At 47.1% G+C, this 15,931-nt stretch carries 16 protein-coding genes; 8 read left to right on the top strand and 8 right to left on the bottom strand.

Features of this window, described 5'->3' with window-relative positions; genetic code table 11:
* Positions 1–167 precede the first annotated feature (167 nt).
* The 3 genes from GGU45_RS10700 to GGU45_RS10690 all read left to right on the top strand — a co-directional run bounded on the left by GGU45_RS10700 (position 168) and on the right by GGU45_RS10690 (position 2,009).
* Entirely contained in the window at positions 168–479 is a 312-nt protein-coding gene (locus GGU45_RS10700; RefSeq protein ID WP_435224575.1) for a hypothetical protein, read from the top strand.
* Between the two features lie 524 nt (positions 480–1,003).
* Positions 1,004–1,438, top strand: a complete 435-nt coding sequence (gene bamJ / locus GGU45_RS10695; protein ID WP_435224573.1) for a BamJ family beta-barrel-assembly machinery protein — start codon at positions 1,004–1,006, stop codon at positions 1,436–1,438.
* 22 nt (positions 1,439–1,460) lie between these two features.
* Entirely contained in the window at positions 1,461–2,009 is a 549-nt protein-coding gene (locus GGU45_RS10690) for an NUDIX hydrolase (RefSeq protein ID WP_435224571.1), read from the top strand.
* Here GGU45_RS10690 and carA read toward each other — a convergent pair.
* The 3 genes from carA to GGU45_RS10675 all read right to left on the bottom strand — a co-directional run bounded on the left by carA (position 2,006) and on the right by GGU45_RS10675 (position 4,412).
* The gene (gene carA / locus GGU45_RS10685; protein ID WP_435224569.1) at positions 2,006–3,115 is read right to left on the bottom strand and encodes a glutamine-hydrolyzing carbamoyl-phosphate synthase small subunit; all 1,110 of its coding nucleotides are present in this window, start codon (positions 3,113–3,115) and stop codon (positions 2,006–2,008) included. The two genes, GGU45_RS10690 and carA, sit on opposite strands and share 4 nt — an antisense overlap.
* 222 nt (positions 3,116–3,337) lie before the next feature.
* On the bottom strand, positions 3,338–4,129 hold the full coding sequence (locus tag GGU45_RS10680; protein ID WP_435224567.1) for a queuosine precursor transporter: 792 nt from the start codon (positions 4,127–4,129) through the stop codon (positions 3,338–3,340).
* The gene (locus tag GGU45_RS10675) at positions 4,104–4,412 is read right to left on the bottom strand and encodes a hypothetical protein (protein ID WP_435224566.1); all 309 of its coding nucleotides are present in this window, start codon (positions 4,410–4,412) and stop codon (positions 4,104–4,106) included. Before GGU45_RS10675 ends, GGU45_RS10680 begins: the two co-directional genes overlap by 26 nt.
* A 219-nt stretch (positions 4,413–4,631) precedes the next feature.
* Between GGU45_RS10675 and GGU45_RS10670 the strand changes: the two genes are divergently transcribed.
* The 5 genes from GGU45_RS10670 to GGU45_RS10650 all read left to right on the top strand — a co-directional run bounded on the left by GGU45_RS10670 (position 4,632) and on the right by GGU45_RS10650 (position 11,094).
* The gene (locus GGU45_RS10670) at positions 4,632–7,136 is read left to right on the top strand and encodes a YfhO family protein (protein ID WP_435224564.1); all 2,505 of its coding nucleotides are present in this window, start codon (positions 4,632–4,634) and stop codon (positions 7,134–7,136) included.
* Positions 7,133–8,269: a glycosyltransferase family 4 protein gene (locus tag GGU45_RS10665; protein ID WP_435224562.1), complete on the top strand. Its 1,137-nt coding sequence runs from the start codon at positions 7,133–7,135 to the stop codon at positions 8,267–8,269. Before GGU45_RS10670 ends, GGU45_RS10665 begins: the two co-directional genes overlap by 4 nt.
* Complete coding sequence (locus GGU45_RS10660; protein ID WP_435224561.1) at positions 8,266–8,952, top strand: NAD-dependent epimerase/dehydratase family protein; 687 nt, start codon at positions 8,266–8,268, stop codon at positions 8,950–8,952. Before GGU45_RS10665 ends, GGU45_RS10660 begins: the two co-directional genes overlap by 4 nt.
* Entirely contained in the window at positions 8,949–10,127 is a 1,179-nt protein-coding gene (locus tag GGU45_RS10655) for a glycosyltransferase family 4 protein (RefSeq protein ID WP_435224559.1), read from the top strand. The genes GGU45_RS10660 and GGU45_RS10655 overlap by 4 nt, the downstream gene beginning before the upstream one ends.
* A gap of 232 nt (positions 10,128–10,359) precedes the next feature.
* Positions 10,360–11,094 carry a class I SAM-dependent methyltransferase gene (locus tag GGU45_RS10650; protein ID WP_435224558.1) on the top strand — a complete coding sequence of 245 codons (735 nt, stop codon included), beginning with the start codon at positions 10,360–10,362 and terminating at the stop codon, positions 11,092–11,094.
* 3 nt (positions 11,095–11,097) lie between these two features.
* Here GGU45_RS10650 and GGU45_RS10645 read toward each other — a convergent pair whose 3' ends face one another.
* The 5 genes from GGU45_RS10645 to GGU45_RS10625 are packed head-to-tail and all read right to left on the bottom strand — an operon-like array spanning position 11,098 to position 15,893.
* Positions 11,098–12,036: a glycosyltransferase family 2 protein gene (locus GGU45_RS10645; RefSeq protein ID WP_435224556.1), complete on the bottom strand. Its 939-nt coding sequence runs from the start codon at positions 12,034–12,036 to the stop codon at positions 11,098–11,100.
* 17 nt (positions 12,037–12,053) lie between these two features.
* Entirely contained in the window at positions 12,054–13,067 is a 1,014-nt protein-coding gene (locus GGU45_RS10640; protein ID WP_435224554.1) for a glycosyltransferase family 2 protein, read from the bottom strand.
* 11 nt (positions 13,068–13,078) lie between these two features.
* Positions 13,079–13,819 carry a cephalosporin hydroxylase family protein gene (locus tag GGU45_RS10635; protein ID WP_435224553.1) on the bottom strand — a complete coding sequence of 247 codons (741 nt, stop codon included), beginning with the start codon at positions 13,817–13,819 and terminating at the stop codon, positions 13,079–13,081.
* A 5-nt stretch (positions 13,820–13,824) separates the two neighbouring features.
* Positions 13,825–14,670 (bottom strand): NAD-dependent epimerase/dehydratase family protein, encoded by an 846-nt coding sequence (locus tag GGU45_RS10630; protein ID WP_435224551.1) that lies wholly within the window; start codon positions 14,668–14,670, stop codon positions 13,825–13,827.
* Positions 14,667–15,893 carry a methyltransferase domain-containing protein gene (locus tag GGU45_RS10625; RefSeq protein WP_435224549.1) on the bottom strand — a complete coding sequence of 409 codons (1,227 nt, stop codon included), beginning with the start codon at positions 15,891–15,893 and terminating at the stop codon, positions 14,667–14,669. The genes GGU45_RS10630 and GGU45_RS10625 overlap by 4 nt, the downstream gene beginning before the upstream one ends.
* Between the last annotated feature and the right edge of the window lie 38 nt (positions 15,894–15,931).

Here is a 15,931-nt window from a genome sequence, read left to right as displayed (position 1 = left end):
CTATGATTGTTCCCATATTTTAGATTTCGCCAAAAGTGATAAAAAAAGTAAGTTTTGGCGAAATATAAAATTTATCATGAAAGGTTGTTGTGCCGGTGTTTTGCCCCTTTTTATATATTTGGCTAGCCTTTTTGTTTGCCCAAAAATCCCGATCGCCATCCTATCGTGTGGACACATTTTTTGGGGTTGTACCGGGCGATCATTCTGTAGTTGTGCCCGCAGGGTGCTATATGCAAAGCCGGGGGAAGAGAAGCGTAGCCGATGCGGCCCCGGAGGGGTCGAATGTAATGAACCAGATTGGATCTTCGAAAATTAAATGTAAATCAGAGCGGACAGAACAATATTTTATAACCTATGATATCATCATCAACTATGTCAGGAATCAAAAAGAGCATCATAAGAATGAAATGTTTTACGATGAATATAAGCGGTTGCTAATTGAGAATGGCGTTGAATTTGACGAAAAATATTTATTATGAGACCCTATTCGACCCCTCCGGGGCCGCGTCCTATACACCATCTGTTACCCCTGGCGCAGCCAGGGGCTATGCACATTGGACCCTTTGGGCCACACCCGCTTTATTTCGATAAGTATTCGTTATTCAGTTGTTGTAAATTTGCCTTTTATGAAACTCCAGGTTCTTTGACCATCTTTAAGAAATGTGTCCACACGATAGGATTCGAATCGGGAGGTTATCCCGCTCCGCGGGAATTCCAGATGGGTGTTTCTATCGGCTTTAATGCAAAGTGGTAGGTCCGCCGCGGCGGACACCCGGCTTTAGAATTTCTATGCTTTAATCGATGCAGGTTGCATTGTTTGTTGCAGCGATAACCTCGATCCTGCTAAAGAAGTGGCTACATCCTCGAGGGTGCCGATCTTATCTAAAACAGCAGGCTCTAATTTAGATGCGTTCGCCCTGGCGGGGTAGTGAATGCGCCGGTCTTTTTGAACCGGATTTGTTATCTTTGGGGCTATTTAATTTTGATAGTATAAAAACATATCATGGGGTTACAGGATAAACTGAAAGCATTTATGAATAATAAACTTGAGGTGCAAAAAGAAGAAGGCCGGAAATTTCTTGAGACAAATAAAGATAAGGAAAGCGTGCAAACACTTCCGGAAGGGATCCAGTACGAGGTGATCAAAGAGGGCGCCGGAAAGCAGCCAACCGTTAATCAGTCGGTAACGGCACACTACCGGGGTGCCTTGCTGGATGGTACCGAGTTTGACAGCTCTTTTAAACGGAACCAGCCTTTTACGGCTCCTTTGAAGGCGCTCATCAAAGGATGGCAGATTGCTATACCCCTGATGAAGGAAGGCAGCCACTGGCGGCTGTGGATCCCGTCCGACCTGGCTTATGGCGACAGGGGCGCGGGTCGTGATATTCCCGGTGGTGCTACCCTGTTGTTTGAAGTGGAACTGTTGCAGGTGCATTAAGAGAAAAATAAAAATGGCCGTAATGAACTGGAAAACGCTTTCATCCGAATACCTGTTTAAAGACCTCTGGTTTACCGTGCGCAGAGACCGGTGCGAAACACCTGAGGGGAAAATAGTAGATCCCTATTATGTATATGAATTTCCTACCTGGGTTACGGCCTTTGCGCTTACGGAGGATAACCAGGTATTGCTGGAAACCCAGTACCGGCATGGGATAGGCGAAACGCATTATGAGATTCCCGGCGGCTGTGTAGATGATACCGATGCCAGTTTGGAAGCGGCGATCAGCAGGGAGCTAAAGGAGGAAACGGGTTACGAGTTTTCGAAGTATGAATACCTGGGCAAAACCTGTGCAAATCCTTCTACCAATAACAACTGGATGTATATGTTCCTGGCAACCGGGGGGCGCAAAACAGGGGCGCAGGAACTGGATGCCAACGAAGAAATCGGGATAGAGCTGGTGTCCATGGAACAGTTTAAGGAAATGTTCCGGGATAATGCGTTTATCCAGTCGATGCATGTTACCTGTATGCTGTATGCACTACAGCGGTTGGGCGAACTGAAGATCTAATTATGTTTCGACTGTTTGATGAGGTTGATAAAATCGTCGAACAGGTATCTTGAGTCGTAGGGGCCGGGGGTGCTCTCGGGGTGGTATTGAACGGAGAACGCCGGTTTCCCTTTGATCCGGATACCTTCGATGGATTGATCGTTCAGGTTTACATGGGTGATTTCTACCAGCTCTGAGTTTTTTACGGAATCCGGGTCTACCCCAAATCCATGATTCTGTGTGGTGATTTCGGAGCGGCCTGTAACCAGGTTCTTTACAGGATGGTTCAATCCGCGATGGCCGTGGTGCATTTTAAAAGTGGCAATACCATTGGCCAGCGCCAGTAACTGGTGCCCCAGGCAGATGCCAAACATCGGTTTGCCTTCGTCCAGAATCTGTTTCAACTGCGCTACGGCATATTCCATCGCTGCCGGATCACCGGGTCCGTTGGATATAAAGTACCCATCGGGGTTAAAGGCTTTTACTTCCTCAAAAGATGTTTTTGCCGGAAATACTTTTACAAAGGCGCCGCGGTCGGTCATGCATTTGATAATATTGCGTTTGATCCCGTAATCCATCACCGCAATGCGGATGCCGGCCTGCGGATCACCAGACTCATATATTTCTTTTGTACTTACTTTGGAGGCCAGTTCCAGGCCGTCCATTGAAGGCACTTCTGCCAGGCGTTTTTTAAGTTCCTCCACATCAAAGATCTCTGATGAAATGATACAGTTCATAGCACCTTTGGTGCGGACATGTGCTACAAGCGCTCTTGTATCTACATCGTGTATGGAAACGATATTGTTTTTTTTCAGGTATTCATCCAGCGAACCATTGGCTCTCTTGCGGGAATAGTTCTCATTCAGGTTTTTGGCGATCACTCCCAGGATCTTTACACTGTCAGACTCCACATCCTCATCGATCACCCCATAATTTCCTACATGCACAGCGTTCATGATCACGATCTGGCCATAGTAACTGGGATCCGTAAATACCTCCTGGTAGCCGGTCATGCCGGTATTGAAACAGATTTCACCGGTAGTAGTACCAATGGCGCCAAAGGCTTTTCCTGAACAAACGGTTCCGTCTTCTAAAAGTAAAATTGCGGGTGATTGATTATCAGACATTTATATTAGTTGGAGATTAAAAAAACCACGCAAAGATAGGTTGATTTCTTTAAAAATACTAAGATTTATTGGTTGGGCAGAGACGTTTTAAGTTCAATGTTCAACGTTTAATGTTTGAGATTTGACGTTGTCCGTCATTAGCACTCCGCGAGGCATTTCAAATTGTTCCAGATAGGGTAGCCATCGGTACAAATCTGAGTTCTCAGGTCTCAAATCTCAAGTCTATTTCATTGCATCCTTTTTTATAGACGCTGCCAGTTCTGTTCCCAGGTATTTTTCGATAGCATTGTGCACCCAGTAGATCACGGGGGTCATGATAATAGCCACGATGAATTTATAAATATAATTTCCAACACAGATACTGAGCACCAATACAAGGCTCCAGGGCTCCCCCTGGTTGGCGGAAACCCTTGGCCCGATATAAAAAGCTATGAAGAGTACCAGGAAGCTGTCTATCAGCTGGGACACCAGGGTTGAGCCCGTGGCCCGCAACCAGATAGCTTTTTCGCCGGTAACTTTTTTGATGCGGTGAAAAACGGCTACATCCAGGATCTGCCCCAGTAAAAAAGCGCTCAGTGATCCGATGATGATCCAGGAACCCTGGCCCAGCATTACCCGGTAGGCGTGGTCGGCATTGGGAACGTTGTTTTTAGTAAAATTAGATACCCAGAAGTCGGCGGGGGAAAGCGATATGGCACCCTGAAACATAAGGAAGGTATATCCGATGAGTGCTGCCGCCAGGTAGGAGAGGAACCGGACCCCCTTCATGCCGTAATATTCGTTGATGATATCCGTCATGATAAAGACCACCGGCCACAAAAGCACGCCGGCCGTAAGGTTGAAGGAAAAGGCATTGCCAAAGAGGTTCAGGTTAAAGGGCGTAATCCCGATCGTTTTTTCGAGTGAAAATATTTTAACCCCGATTACTTCGGCTACGATGGCATTGGCAACAAAAAAACAGCCCAGCAGGATAAACAGCTTTGTGGGCTTATTTTTGGTGATAGTATGGATCATTAATATAAAATGTGTATGCAAAAATAAGGAGGAGGCAGATGATATTAAAAAAGATCAGCCACCGGGGTACAATGCTTCCCGGCTTCTTCCCGGTGATCCAGCAGATAAGATAGATTATGTTGATGAGGGGGATCAGGATCAGCCCCAGCGCGTATCCGGAGGTAATAATAGAGGAGCTGACCGTTTCGCCTTTATTCCATTCATTAAACAGGAGAGAGAAGGCCAGGATCACCGTAACGCCACACAAAAAAGCAACTTTTGATAAAAATATTAACCAGCGCATCAACTAATTTCTTGTAAAATAGCATTATTTTGCTCACTTTAGAAAATGGATATTGGGTATTGGATTCTGGATGCTCGATTCTGGATGTTGGATTTAAGCATCAAAGCATCGAACATCGAGCATCAAATATCGAGTATCGAGTATCAAGTATCGAGTATCAAGCATCGAGTATCAAGCATCAAGTAGTATCAAGCATCCAGGCACATTAATAAATAACGCATGAAAAGTAATTGGGTTAAAAAAATAGTTCCGCATGTTATTGCTGTTGTCATTTTCGTAGTGGTATCGCTGGTGTTTTGTAAACCAGTACTGGAGGGCAATGTTTTGAGCCAGCATGACATTATTGGTTGGAAGGGTGCGGCACAGAATGCATTGGAGATAAAAGAAAAAACAGGGGAAGCACCGCTTTGGAATACCGCTCTTTTTAGCGGGATGCCCAATTACCAGATCTATTTAGTGGGAAAATCGGTATTACCCGATCTTACAAAAATTTTTGGTTTGGGATTACCGAACCCGGCCAACTTCCTGTTTATTGCCTGTATTTGTTTTTATATCCTGGCGCTGGCGATGGGGTTGAATCCCCTGACCGCTGTTTTAGGGGCATTGGCCTACGGCTTTGCCACCTATAACCCGGTGATCCTTCAGGCGGGGCATGAAACCAAAATGTATGCGATCGGCTTTATGCCGCTGTTGCTGGCAGGGTTGCTGCTGATCTATAATAAGCGGTACTGGATAGGGCTGGCGGTGGCTACATTGGGGGCCTACCAGGAGCTGATGTCGAATCACCCGCAGATCAACTATTACTTCTTTATTATAGCCGGGTTCATTACTGTTTTTTATATTGCCCGGTGGATCCGTGAAAAGGACTTTAAACAAATCGGCATCGCCGTTGTGCTGAGTGGCGTAGCCGCCCTGGTGGGGCTGGGGTCCTATTACCTGAGTTATGCAGCCACTAAAGAGTATACGGAGTTTACCATGCGTGGTGGAAAATCGGTGGAGATAAAAGGAGACCAGGTTACCAATACGAAAACCACCGGGCTGGATGAGGATTATGCTTTTTCTTATAGTATGCGGATGCAGGAGCCATTGGTGTTATTAATGCCAAAAGCAGTGGGCGGCGCCAGTATCGGGGATGGTACAACAGTGATTGGCGAAGATTCTAAAGTAATTGAAAAATTGTCGGAGCAGGGCGTTCCGGCGCAGGCCACCGCACAGCTTGCCAATTTGCCTATTTATTGGGGCGGCATGATCAAAGCCAGTGAAGTAGGCACCAATGGCCCTCCTTATGTAGGAGCGCTTATATGTTTATTGGCATTGATCGGTTTTGTGATCATAAAAGGACCGTTAAAATGGGGGCTCTTATCGGCTACGGCGTTGAGCATTGTTATGAGCTGGGGAAGCTTTTTTCCGGGAATAAACCTGTTCCTGCTGCATAACCTGCCTTTATATAATAAATTCCGGGCGCCCTCTATGGCCCTTGTTATACCCCAGCTGGCATTGGTGGTGATGGCTGCTGTTACCGTGCAAAAGCTCTTCTTTTCGGCAGAAGGAAAGGACCTGTTAAAACAGCATTTTAAACAGATCCTGTATGTATTGGGCGGACTGATTGCTTTGATTGTGTTAGTATACCTGGGGCAAAGCTATACGCCGGGGCTGGCAGAAACCATGCTGACCGGTGGCGGCTTTGATAAAGCCAATCCAAGCCTGTATCCTGCTGTGGTAGCGGGTTTGAAGGCCGACCGGCAAGCTTTGTTTGGTGGCCAGCTGTTGCGTACCCTGGCTTTTGTGGCCCTGTTGCTGGGCGTTCTTTATTTCTATTTGAAAAATGCATTAAAGCCGGCCATAGCAACGGTTATTTTGGGACTTGTTCTTTTTGTGGACCTGTGGTCCGTTGATAAAAAATATTTGCCGGATGAGGTATACGTTCCCAAAGACAGCGGTGATGCCATGGCTTTTGCTAAAACGCCGGCGGATGAGCAGATTCTCCAGGATAAGGACCCGCATTTCCGGGTGCTGAATTTTGTGGAGGCCATGAACGGGAACCATACGGCCTATTATCACCGTTCGGTACTGGGGTATCATGCGGCCAAGCTGCGTATTTATCAGGATATCATTGAGCGGTATTTTGGTGCCGGACAACCTCCGCAAGAGCTGTTGAATGCGCTGGATACAAGGTATATTATTACGCAGAACCAGCAGGGGCAACTGGTAACCATTCCCAATGCCGGAGCTTATGGTGCTGCATGGTTTGTAAAAGGATTGAAGCCGGAGGCAGATGCGGCCAGTGAACTACAGGCAATCGGCACCACGCAATTGCGGGATACGGCGGTTGTGCCGCAAGCGGCAATGGCTGCTATAGGCAGTGTTCAGGCTGATACTGCATCCCGGATCCTGCTTACAAAGTACACCAACGATGAAATTGAGTATAGCAGTACCAGCAATGTGCCCCAGTTTGCCGTTTTTAGTGAAGTGTATTACCCGGCGGGCTGGAAAGCAACCATCGATGGTAAGGAAGCTCCCATTGTTAAGACGAACTACTTTATGAGAGGGCTTGTTGTGCCGGCAGGAAAACACGCCGTTAAATTTGTATTTGAACCGCAAACCATTCAGAAGGGACTGACCATTTCCTATGTCAGCTCCATCCTGGTTGTTATATTGGTGTTGGGAGGTGGTGCCCTGCAATGGTGGTCGGATCGAAGGAAAAGCAATAAAGCAGTGGTTTGATAAAGATCGCATCCCTGGTTCCGTATAAGATCGTTCCGCCTGTTACAGGCGGGGAAAAGGCTGTTTACTATTTTTCGAAACACCTGGCGGTATATGGTGCGCTAACCTGCCTCACCGTTGTGGAAAATGAACCGTTAAGTACATTGTATAGCACACCCCCTGTTTTGGGGAGCAGCCGGAATAAATTCCGGTACCTGAACCCCCTGCTGTTCTTCAGGCTGCGGCGTTTATTGAAGGATCGGGGGATCCGTTACCTGGTACTGGAACATCCTTATTTTGGCTGGCTGGGTATATTGCTGCAGCGGTTTGCAGGAAAAAAGCTTATCGTCCGCTCTCATAATATTGAAGGCCTCCGGTTCCGGGATCTGAAAAAATGGTGGTGGAAGCTCTTATTCCGCTATGAAAAGCAGGTACACCGGCTTGCGGATCTGAGCTTTTTTATTACCCCGGAGGACCGGGATTTTGCGCTGCAACATTACTCCTTAATGCCAGAAAAATGTGTGGTGGTGCCCTATGGCATTGAATTGGCTCCTGTTTCTGCGGAGGCAAAGCAGGAAGCAAAGCGTGTTTTATGCAACGCGCTGGGTATTGATACCGGCACGCGCCTGGTACTTTTTAATGGTACGCTCAGTTATGGCCCCAACCTGGATGCCGTAGTGGCCATTTTAAGATCGATCAACCCGCTGCTGCGGCAGCAGTTTTCAGGGGCTTACAAGATCCTGATCTGCGGGAGAGGGCTTCCCGATGCGCTTGTACAGGAAATGAAAGCGCAGGAGGAAAAGGACATCCTGTACCGGGGGTTTGTAGAAGACATCCAGCTTTATTTTTTGGCGGCAGACCTGTTTATTAACCCGGTTGCAGAAGGGGGCGGCATCAAAACAAAGCTGGTAGAGGCATTGGGCAGCAATACCCCGGCCGTGTCGTATAAAAAAGGCGCTTTTGGGGTGCCGCAGGAGGTGGCCGGTACGCAGCTCCGGGTTGTTGCCGACAGGGATGACCGGCAATTTGCAGCCGAAATGGCGGCGGTGCTGCAACAGGAAAACGGTGTGATGCCGGCCGTATTTTATGATTATTTTCGCTGGGATAAAATTGCCCGGCGGGCGATGGATGCAATAGAAAAGATAAACACATGATTGTAGGAAATGGTATGATCGCAAAACGGTTTTCGGTTTATCAGCAGCAGGACGATTTTGTTGTGTTCGCTTCGGGTGTGTCTAATTCAAAAAGTCATCGCGAAGCCGATTATGCCCGTGAGATGGAATTGTTGCAGACGACGCTCGCAGCGCATCCGGAAAAACAGTTGGTGTATTTCAGCACCTGCGGCATCTATGACCCAACGGAGCAGGCCGGGTATTATGTGCAGCATAAGCTCCGGGTGGAGGATTATATCTGCCGTAATGCTGCCAGGTTTCATATTTTCAGGGTTTCGAACGTGGTAGGCAGCTCCGGAAATCCCAATACGATCTTCAACTATTATATCAATCATATACGTACCAGTACCAATTTTGACGTGTGGGCGCATGCCTCCCGCAACCTGATCGATCTGGATGATGTATTTGCCGTGGCAGACCATATCCTGAAGCAAGGTCTGTATCAGAACCAGATTACGAATATTGCCAACAACGAAAGCTATCATGTGCTAACTGTTGTAAAGGCCATTGAACAGTTTTTGCAGCAGGAGGGAAGTTATACGCTGGTAGAAAGGGGTAGCTCGTTTGATATTGATGTGTCTGCCATCGCCGGTATTTTAGATGAGTTGCAAATTGGCTTTGGTCAGGGTTACCTGGCCCGGTTACTACAAAAATATTCCGGATGAGCAGGTATCAAGCGGCCGTACGGAAAAAGCAGCTGGAACTGGTACTGATGTACCCGTTTGTACTGCTGGGAAAGATCGCCGGTTATTTTTTCGGGCTGAAGACCCGGCACCGGCATTTTTTGTTTTTCCCGAGCGCTGATATCGGCGGCTCTATAAAAGTAAATGCGGACATAACAGCGTGCATCGCAAATGAGCGGCCGCTGATCATCTTCAGCAAGAAACCAAAGAATAATAAGTTCCTGCCGCTGTTTCAACAGGAAGGCGTACGGATCATTGACCTGCATAAATATATTGACAATAAGCTATATCATTTTGTAAACTTTTTTTTCAGAGGGGTGCTGGCATCCTGGATCAACAGGGTGGAAAACCCGGTAGTGTTTGGCGGCGAGTCGCTTTTTTTTTATAAGATCATTCCGCATGTAAAAAAAGGCACAAAGCGTATAGAACTTTGCCATTTGAATACCTGGTTTCCTTTTTCATTGGGCTTTGTTAATGATATGGACCAGCGTATTTTTAGTACGCCGAAAATTAAGCGGGATGTGGAGCAGCAGTATGCCGCCAGCCAGTTGCCCCCAAAGTATTATGAGCGGCTGCTTTTTATTGATAATAAGATTGATATCCCTCCCTTACAGCCGATGAATGACCGTCTTCCGCTACAGGTATTATTTGTGGGGAGGGGCGCTCCCCAAAAAAGGGTGCACCTGATCGCTGCTATTGCAGGAGAACTGCACCGGAAGGAAGCGGCCGTACATTTTTCTTTTGTAGGGGATGTGGAAGCCATCATTCCGCCGGAAGTAGCCGTCTACTGTACCCTGCATGGACAGATCACCGATCCGGCTGCACTGCACAGGGAATACCAGCTGGCAGATGTGCTGATCCTTACTTCGGCCTACGAAGGGCTCCCCCTGGTAGTGATGGATATGATGGCCCGGGGCAAAGTGGTATTGTCGACAAATGTGGACGGCATACCGGATTATATAACCGATAAGGAGAACGGGTTGCTGATTACAGCAACAGCGGAGCCGGGCATTGTGGCAGAGGGCGTGCAGCTGCTGGAATGGCTGATCCGCCATCCGGAAGAACGCAGGCGTATGGGGAACAATGCCTATACTTATACACAATCTCATTTCAGCAAAGAAGTATTTGATAACGCGTACAGGAAGTTGTTGCTGTAAATTTTGAAAGCTGTTTAAATTTTGATTAACAAAAGACTTATAGTAAACTAAGCCAACCTGAAAAACCATTAAGAAATGAAATTTCATTAAGAATTAAGTATACTTAGTGGCTCTTAATGCCTCAATGGTTTTTAATAAATCTATTTTTAAACAGCTTCTCCGAAGTAGCTTAAAAGGGGATTGTCCAGTGTTAATATTAAATTTGCACCTGTTTGTTTAAGAACAAAGTACTATGAAGCAGTATAATAAGGAGCTTGTATATAAAGAATTCAGACCGGTGTTTCCCTGGTTCCCGAATGTGGATGGGTTCATCCCAAGAACCAATATCCTGGAGCATATCACGCATGCCATGGGGGCATTCAGCGGGATCCTGCTGGACGTAGGCTGCGGCTATATGCCGTACCGCAGGTATATAGAAGCCAGCGCCGCTATCGACCGGTATGTAGGCATGGACCTGGAAGATGCCACCACTTATAAATCCATAAAGCCCGATATTACCTGGGACGGCTATACCATACCCTTGCCAGACAACAGTGTTCATTCTGTATTATTAACCGAAGTACTGGAACATTGCCCGTATCCGGAAAAAGTTTTGTCGGAAATACACCGGGTTCTGCGTCCCGGCGGAAAAGTTGTTTTTACCGTTCCGTTTGTATGGTACCTGCATGAGGCGCCGTTTGACTTTTACCGGTACACGCCCTATGCGATCCATAAAATGATGAAGGGTGGTCATTTGTCAGTAGAGGAATTATACGCTTATGGGGTAAACACCCAGGCATTGATGCATGCTTATGCTATTTGGCTGAAACGGAGCTCGTGGCCCAAGGCAATCCGTTTTTTACTTTATTTGTTTTCCCTGCCTCTCATAATGCTGGCCTGGTATTCCGGTAAAAATAAAAAGATCCGTGATTTTAAGAACAATCAGATGTTTTCCGGGTTGTGTGGTATCGCCTTTAAACAGGAATGATTGTTACCGGATCCTGTTTCTATTCCGGATGTAGTGCAGGAACATCAGCGCTTTTGACGCAAAGCTGTTGTTCAGCAACGCACGTGGTATTTTTGATTGTGTGCGGATCATTGCATTGATAACGGGATGTATTGGCCCATTATAACCATATTGCGCTATACGATCCTGGTTGCTGATATTAAAGTTGCGGATAAACCGCCAGTTGTAATCGTATACCAGCAGGTTTCTCAGTTTGGCGATGCCTGTTTTTTCAAGAAAATAGAAATGCTCAGGAATTTCAACCTTTCCCACATTTTTTGTGTAGGCGGTTACCTGGGTATGGCTGACGTAAAATTTTATAAGCGGTTTGTTGATGTAAACAAGCCGGTCGGTTTGCATTCTCCGCTGGTACATATCAATATCTACCAGCCATTTTAGTTTAGGATCGTACCAGTGCCTGCCGTCATTCCGGTGGAGGGTGGTGCTGGGAGGGCCAATGAAGTTATGGGCTAAAATTACAGTGGGCTCTTTTATGGTTTGACGGATCCTTGATTTTTGTGGCAGCATTTCCTTCTCCGGGCCGTTATGCTCATATACATTGGAATATGCCGAAAAGATAAAGGCGTCATCATTCGCTTTTGCACAGGCGGCAAATTGCTGTAAGGCATCGCTGCCGGCAAACCAGTCATCATCGTGCATCAATTTGATCCATGCTCCTTTGGCCTGTTTGATAGCCGCATTCCAGTTGGACGGTGTACCCAGTGGTGTTGGGTTTTTATGGTAAGTCAAATGCCTGATCCCGTCAAACGATGCACAAAGATCCCTGACCGTATCATCCGGGCTGTCATCCGTAACGATCACCTCATAATCCTCAAAATCCTGTATAACGATGCTATCCAGTAATCTTTTCAGATAGAGGGGACGCTGATAGGCGGGTACGCAAATGGATATGAACGGCTGCATGGAATAATGGGGTACTGCTATTTTTTTAAGGACAACAGGAACTTAAAGAGGCCCGGGTACCGGTATTTGATAAAAAATTTATACTTCCATTTGCGGATGTTCTTATTGGAAAATCCTTTATTCAGCAATTTTCTGAACGCCTTTTGCTGGGCGGGCTCCTTCATGGCACGGGCGATCTGCAAGCTATACTCAACCCACGACCGGCCGGAAAAATCCCATATTTTAGGTTTTAGGCCTTCCCAGCCCTCCAGGTTATTGAGCTGCCCCTCAAGATAGTTGTAAAACCATTGGGGCGTGTGGATGTATTTCTGCTCCAATCTGAAAATGTCGTACCCGAAATTATTGCCATGAACAACCTGCCCACCCATCGTTTTGTTGATGAAGACCATTCCTTTTTTTGAACCTGCTGCAATCACAAAAGCGTGATCGGTTAACAGCTCGCTCCCGTAATCGGGCATTCCTTTTATCTGGAGCATGACCGAACGTTCTACCATTAAACAGCTCCATAAAAGAAAAGTACCCGAGAAAAAGCCGTCCAGGTAGGCATTGGCGAAATCCTTTCCGGGTATGGTCTTTACCGTATTTTCTTCCATGGTGCTCAGCAGGTGCGAGGTAACGCCCACCGGCAGTGCAAGCGTTTGGGCCGCAAATTCATTTTCGATCAGCCAGTCGCCACAGCCGCCGTAAACCCCAAACCCCGGATGGGCATTCATGAGGGCTACCAGGTCTTCGAGCATGTGCGGATAAACGGGGTCATCATCCGTGATCATTACAATAAAAGCTCCTTTTGAACGCTGCACGCTGGCATTGAAGCTGGCCACCATGCCCAGGTTGATCTCATTGGGAAAATAGCGGATACGGGGATCATTTACGGATGCTGCAGCTGCCTGCCCGGAGCGGTCGGTATCGTTATCTGAAATAACGATCTCGAAGTGCGGGTAGGTTTGCCGGAGGATGCCCTTCAGTTGCTCCGTCAATAGGTCCGGACGCTTATAAGTGCTCATGCAAAAACTAATCAGCGGCTGTTCCATTCCTTTCACGGTTATTTAACCCTTTTTAAGTACCCGCGTGGTGCCACGCTGATCTGGATCTTATTGTCGATAGCATTGTTGATCTCAAACTGATCGTTTTCTGCTAGGAAGGCATCTACAGCGGTCATGGGGTTGTTGCCGGTGCTCCAGGGGCGGGTGATGCCCGGGATATAATTGTCGGGCAGGTTTTCAACGATGGTGTCAAAAACGACAATATAGGAGTTGGGGGACACTAATGGCGCATAAAGGCGCAGCTCCTCCAGTACATGCTCATGGGTATGGTTGGAGTCCAGCACCACCAGCACTTTTTCCTTGCCGGCGGCGGCTTCATATACAAGGTTGGCGGTTGCCTGGTCCACGGATGAACCCTGGATCATTTTGATCCGCTTGTACATCGGGTGTGCTTCAATTTCCTTACGGTTATGTTCGCGGATATCGATGTCGATGCCCAATATTTCGCCTTTGCCGATCAGTTCCAGCAGGGAGGCATAAAAAACCAGTGATCCGCCATGGGCGATACCGGTTTCAATGATGAGGTCCGGCTGAATTTCCCAGATCAGTTCCTGCATGGCGATCATGTCCTGCGGATACTGGATGATGGGGCGCCCCATCCATTTAAAGTTATAGGAATACTGTGCCTTGTTCGATTCCGTGTTAAAGGCAGCGGCAGCATTTTTTAATGCTTCGTTCTGCCCGTAGCTGTCTACTCTGTCCTTACATTCCTGTATAAATTCCTGTACCGGGTTGCTCATCGATTTTATTTGATTGATTTTAATTTACTGTTGTCGCCCCAAAAATGCATCGGCTCAAAATCGGGATATGGGTAAAAGCCCAAATTTAGCTGAATCTTCTGGTTTTTGGATCGCAGGTGATCCAAAACGAATTGTTTTACCGTTATGGGGTTGTTGCCGGATATATTGATAATGCCCGTAACCTCCTGTTGCAAAGCCAGTTTTACAATGGCGTCTGCTACTGCTGCTACCGGCATAAAGTCTCTTGTTTGTTCTCCACCGCTCATGTTGAATACGGGGTCACCCCGTTCCAGCGCCGCATCCAGCTGCGGGAGCAGGGATTTTGGCCCCTGGCCCTCACCATACATGTAAAACAGGCGCGCCCATTTAAGATTATACGGTTTTTGGGTTTGCAGTGTTTCGAGCTCTTTCCTTAACTGATCCTTTGCTATTGCATAGGAATTACCTGGTTGAGCTGGCATGGTTTCATCAAGGCTCCCTTCCTGCATCCCGTATTCGAAGCAGGTACCGGTAACCGTAAGGTCGGTCAGGCCCTGTTTAACAAGGTTGGAGAGAAACTGCTTGTGAGCAGGAAGATTTTCTTCCAAATGAAAGGCTTCTTTATAATGGGGCAGTCCTTCCCAGGCCAGGTGAATAACTGCGTCTGGTTGTTCAAAGTAACTATAAAGATCACCTTCCCCGTTTTGCTGATGCAGGTCAAAGCGTTTTACCTTGATGCGGGAATGATCAAATAGACCGGCCGGGCTGATGTTCCGGGACGTGGCTATAATATCCAGGTCCTGTTTCAGCAGGGACTGGACAACGTATTTGCCGATGAACCCGGTGGCGCCTGTAACGAGTACCTTTCTCATGCGAATTGCAATGCAGGGATGGCCGTTACAAATTGGCCGCCCCATTCTTTAATGTAAGCCAGCTGTTGCGTGATTTCTTCCTTAAGGTTCCAGGGAAGGATCAGTACAAAGTCGGGCCGGGCCTTTTTTAGCTGCGCTTCATTTACTACGGGGATATGACTGGCCGGGAGCCATTTATCCTGCTTATGCGGATTGGCATCTACCACAAAATCGATCAGGTCGTTTTTTACACCACAATAATTCAGCAAGGTGTTGCCTTTGGCAGCTGCACCATAAGCGGCAACGGTTTTGCCCGATCGTTTCTGGTCCAGCAGGAACTGCAGCAATTGCTGTTTGATCGTAAATGCTTTTTTCTGAAAACCGGAGTAGTAGGCCATTTCCTGTAAACCGGCTGCTTGTTCTTTTTCTATCAATGCCGCTACCCGGCTGCTAATCGCCTTGGTTGGGTCTTCCTGGTGTTTGGCGTAAATCCGCAACGATCCGCCGTGCGTGGGTAGTTCTTCTACATCGAAGAGTTCCAGACCGGCGGCTTCAAATATCTTCTTCACCGTATAAAAGGAAAGGTAGGAAAAGTGCTCGTGGTAGATAGTGTCAAACTGGTTATTGTCTACCAGCTGCATCAGGTGCGGAAATTCCATGGTGATCACCCCGTTTTCTTTTAACAGGATTTTCATTCCCTCAATAAAGTCCACAATATCCGGTACATGAGCCAGCACATTGTTGCCCAGCAGGAGGTCCGCTTGCTTACCTTCTGTGGCCAGCTGTTGGGCCAAACGTACACCAAAGAAATCCACGACCGAGGGGACGCCTTTTTCCGCGGCCGCCGCGGCGGTATTGGCAGTAGGTTCCACACCCAATACGGGGATGCTTTTCTCTTTAAAATATTGTAAGAGGTAGCCATCATTGCTGGCAATTTCAATAACAAGGGATTGGGCGGTATATCCAAAACGCTCTTGCATTTTTTCTACATAGGCCCTTGCATGCGCCAGCCAGCTGGTAGAGTAGGAGGAGAAGTAGACGTAGCCGCTGTCAAAAATGGCATCTGATTTTTTATACTCATCCACCTGTACCAGGAAGCATTCCGGGCAGGTATATACTTTGAGGGGGTAAAATGTTTCAGGCTCATTCAGGGCTTCCTTTGTTAAAAAAGAGTTAGAAGCCGGTGAGTTACCCAAATCAATAAATACGTTATTAAGTGCTGTTTTGCAAAATCTGCAATTCATCTGTTTATTTTTATAATTTCTTTTTTTTAAATATTCCG

Source organism: Niabella hirudinis (genome assembly GCF_051201075.1).
Classification (GTDB): domain Bacteria; phylum Bacteroidota; class Bacteroidia; order Chitinophagales; family Chitinophagaceae; genus Niabella; species Niabella hirudinis.
The sequence above is the reverse complement of the archived record's forward strand: the minus strand, read 5'-3'. Positions and strand labels throughout refer to the sequence as shown.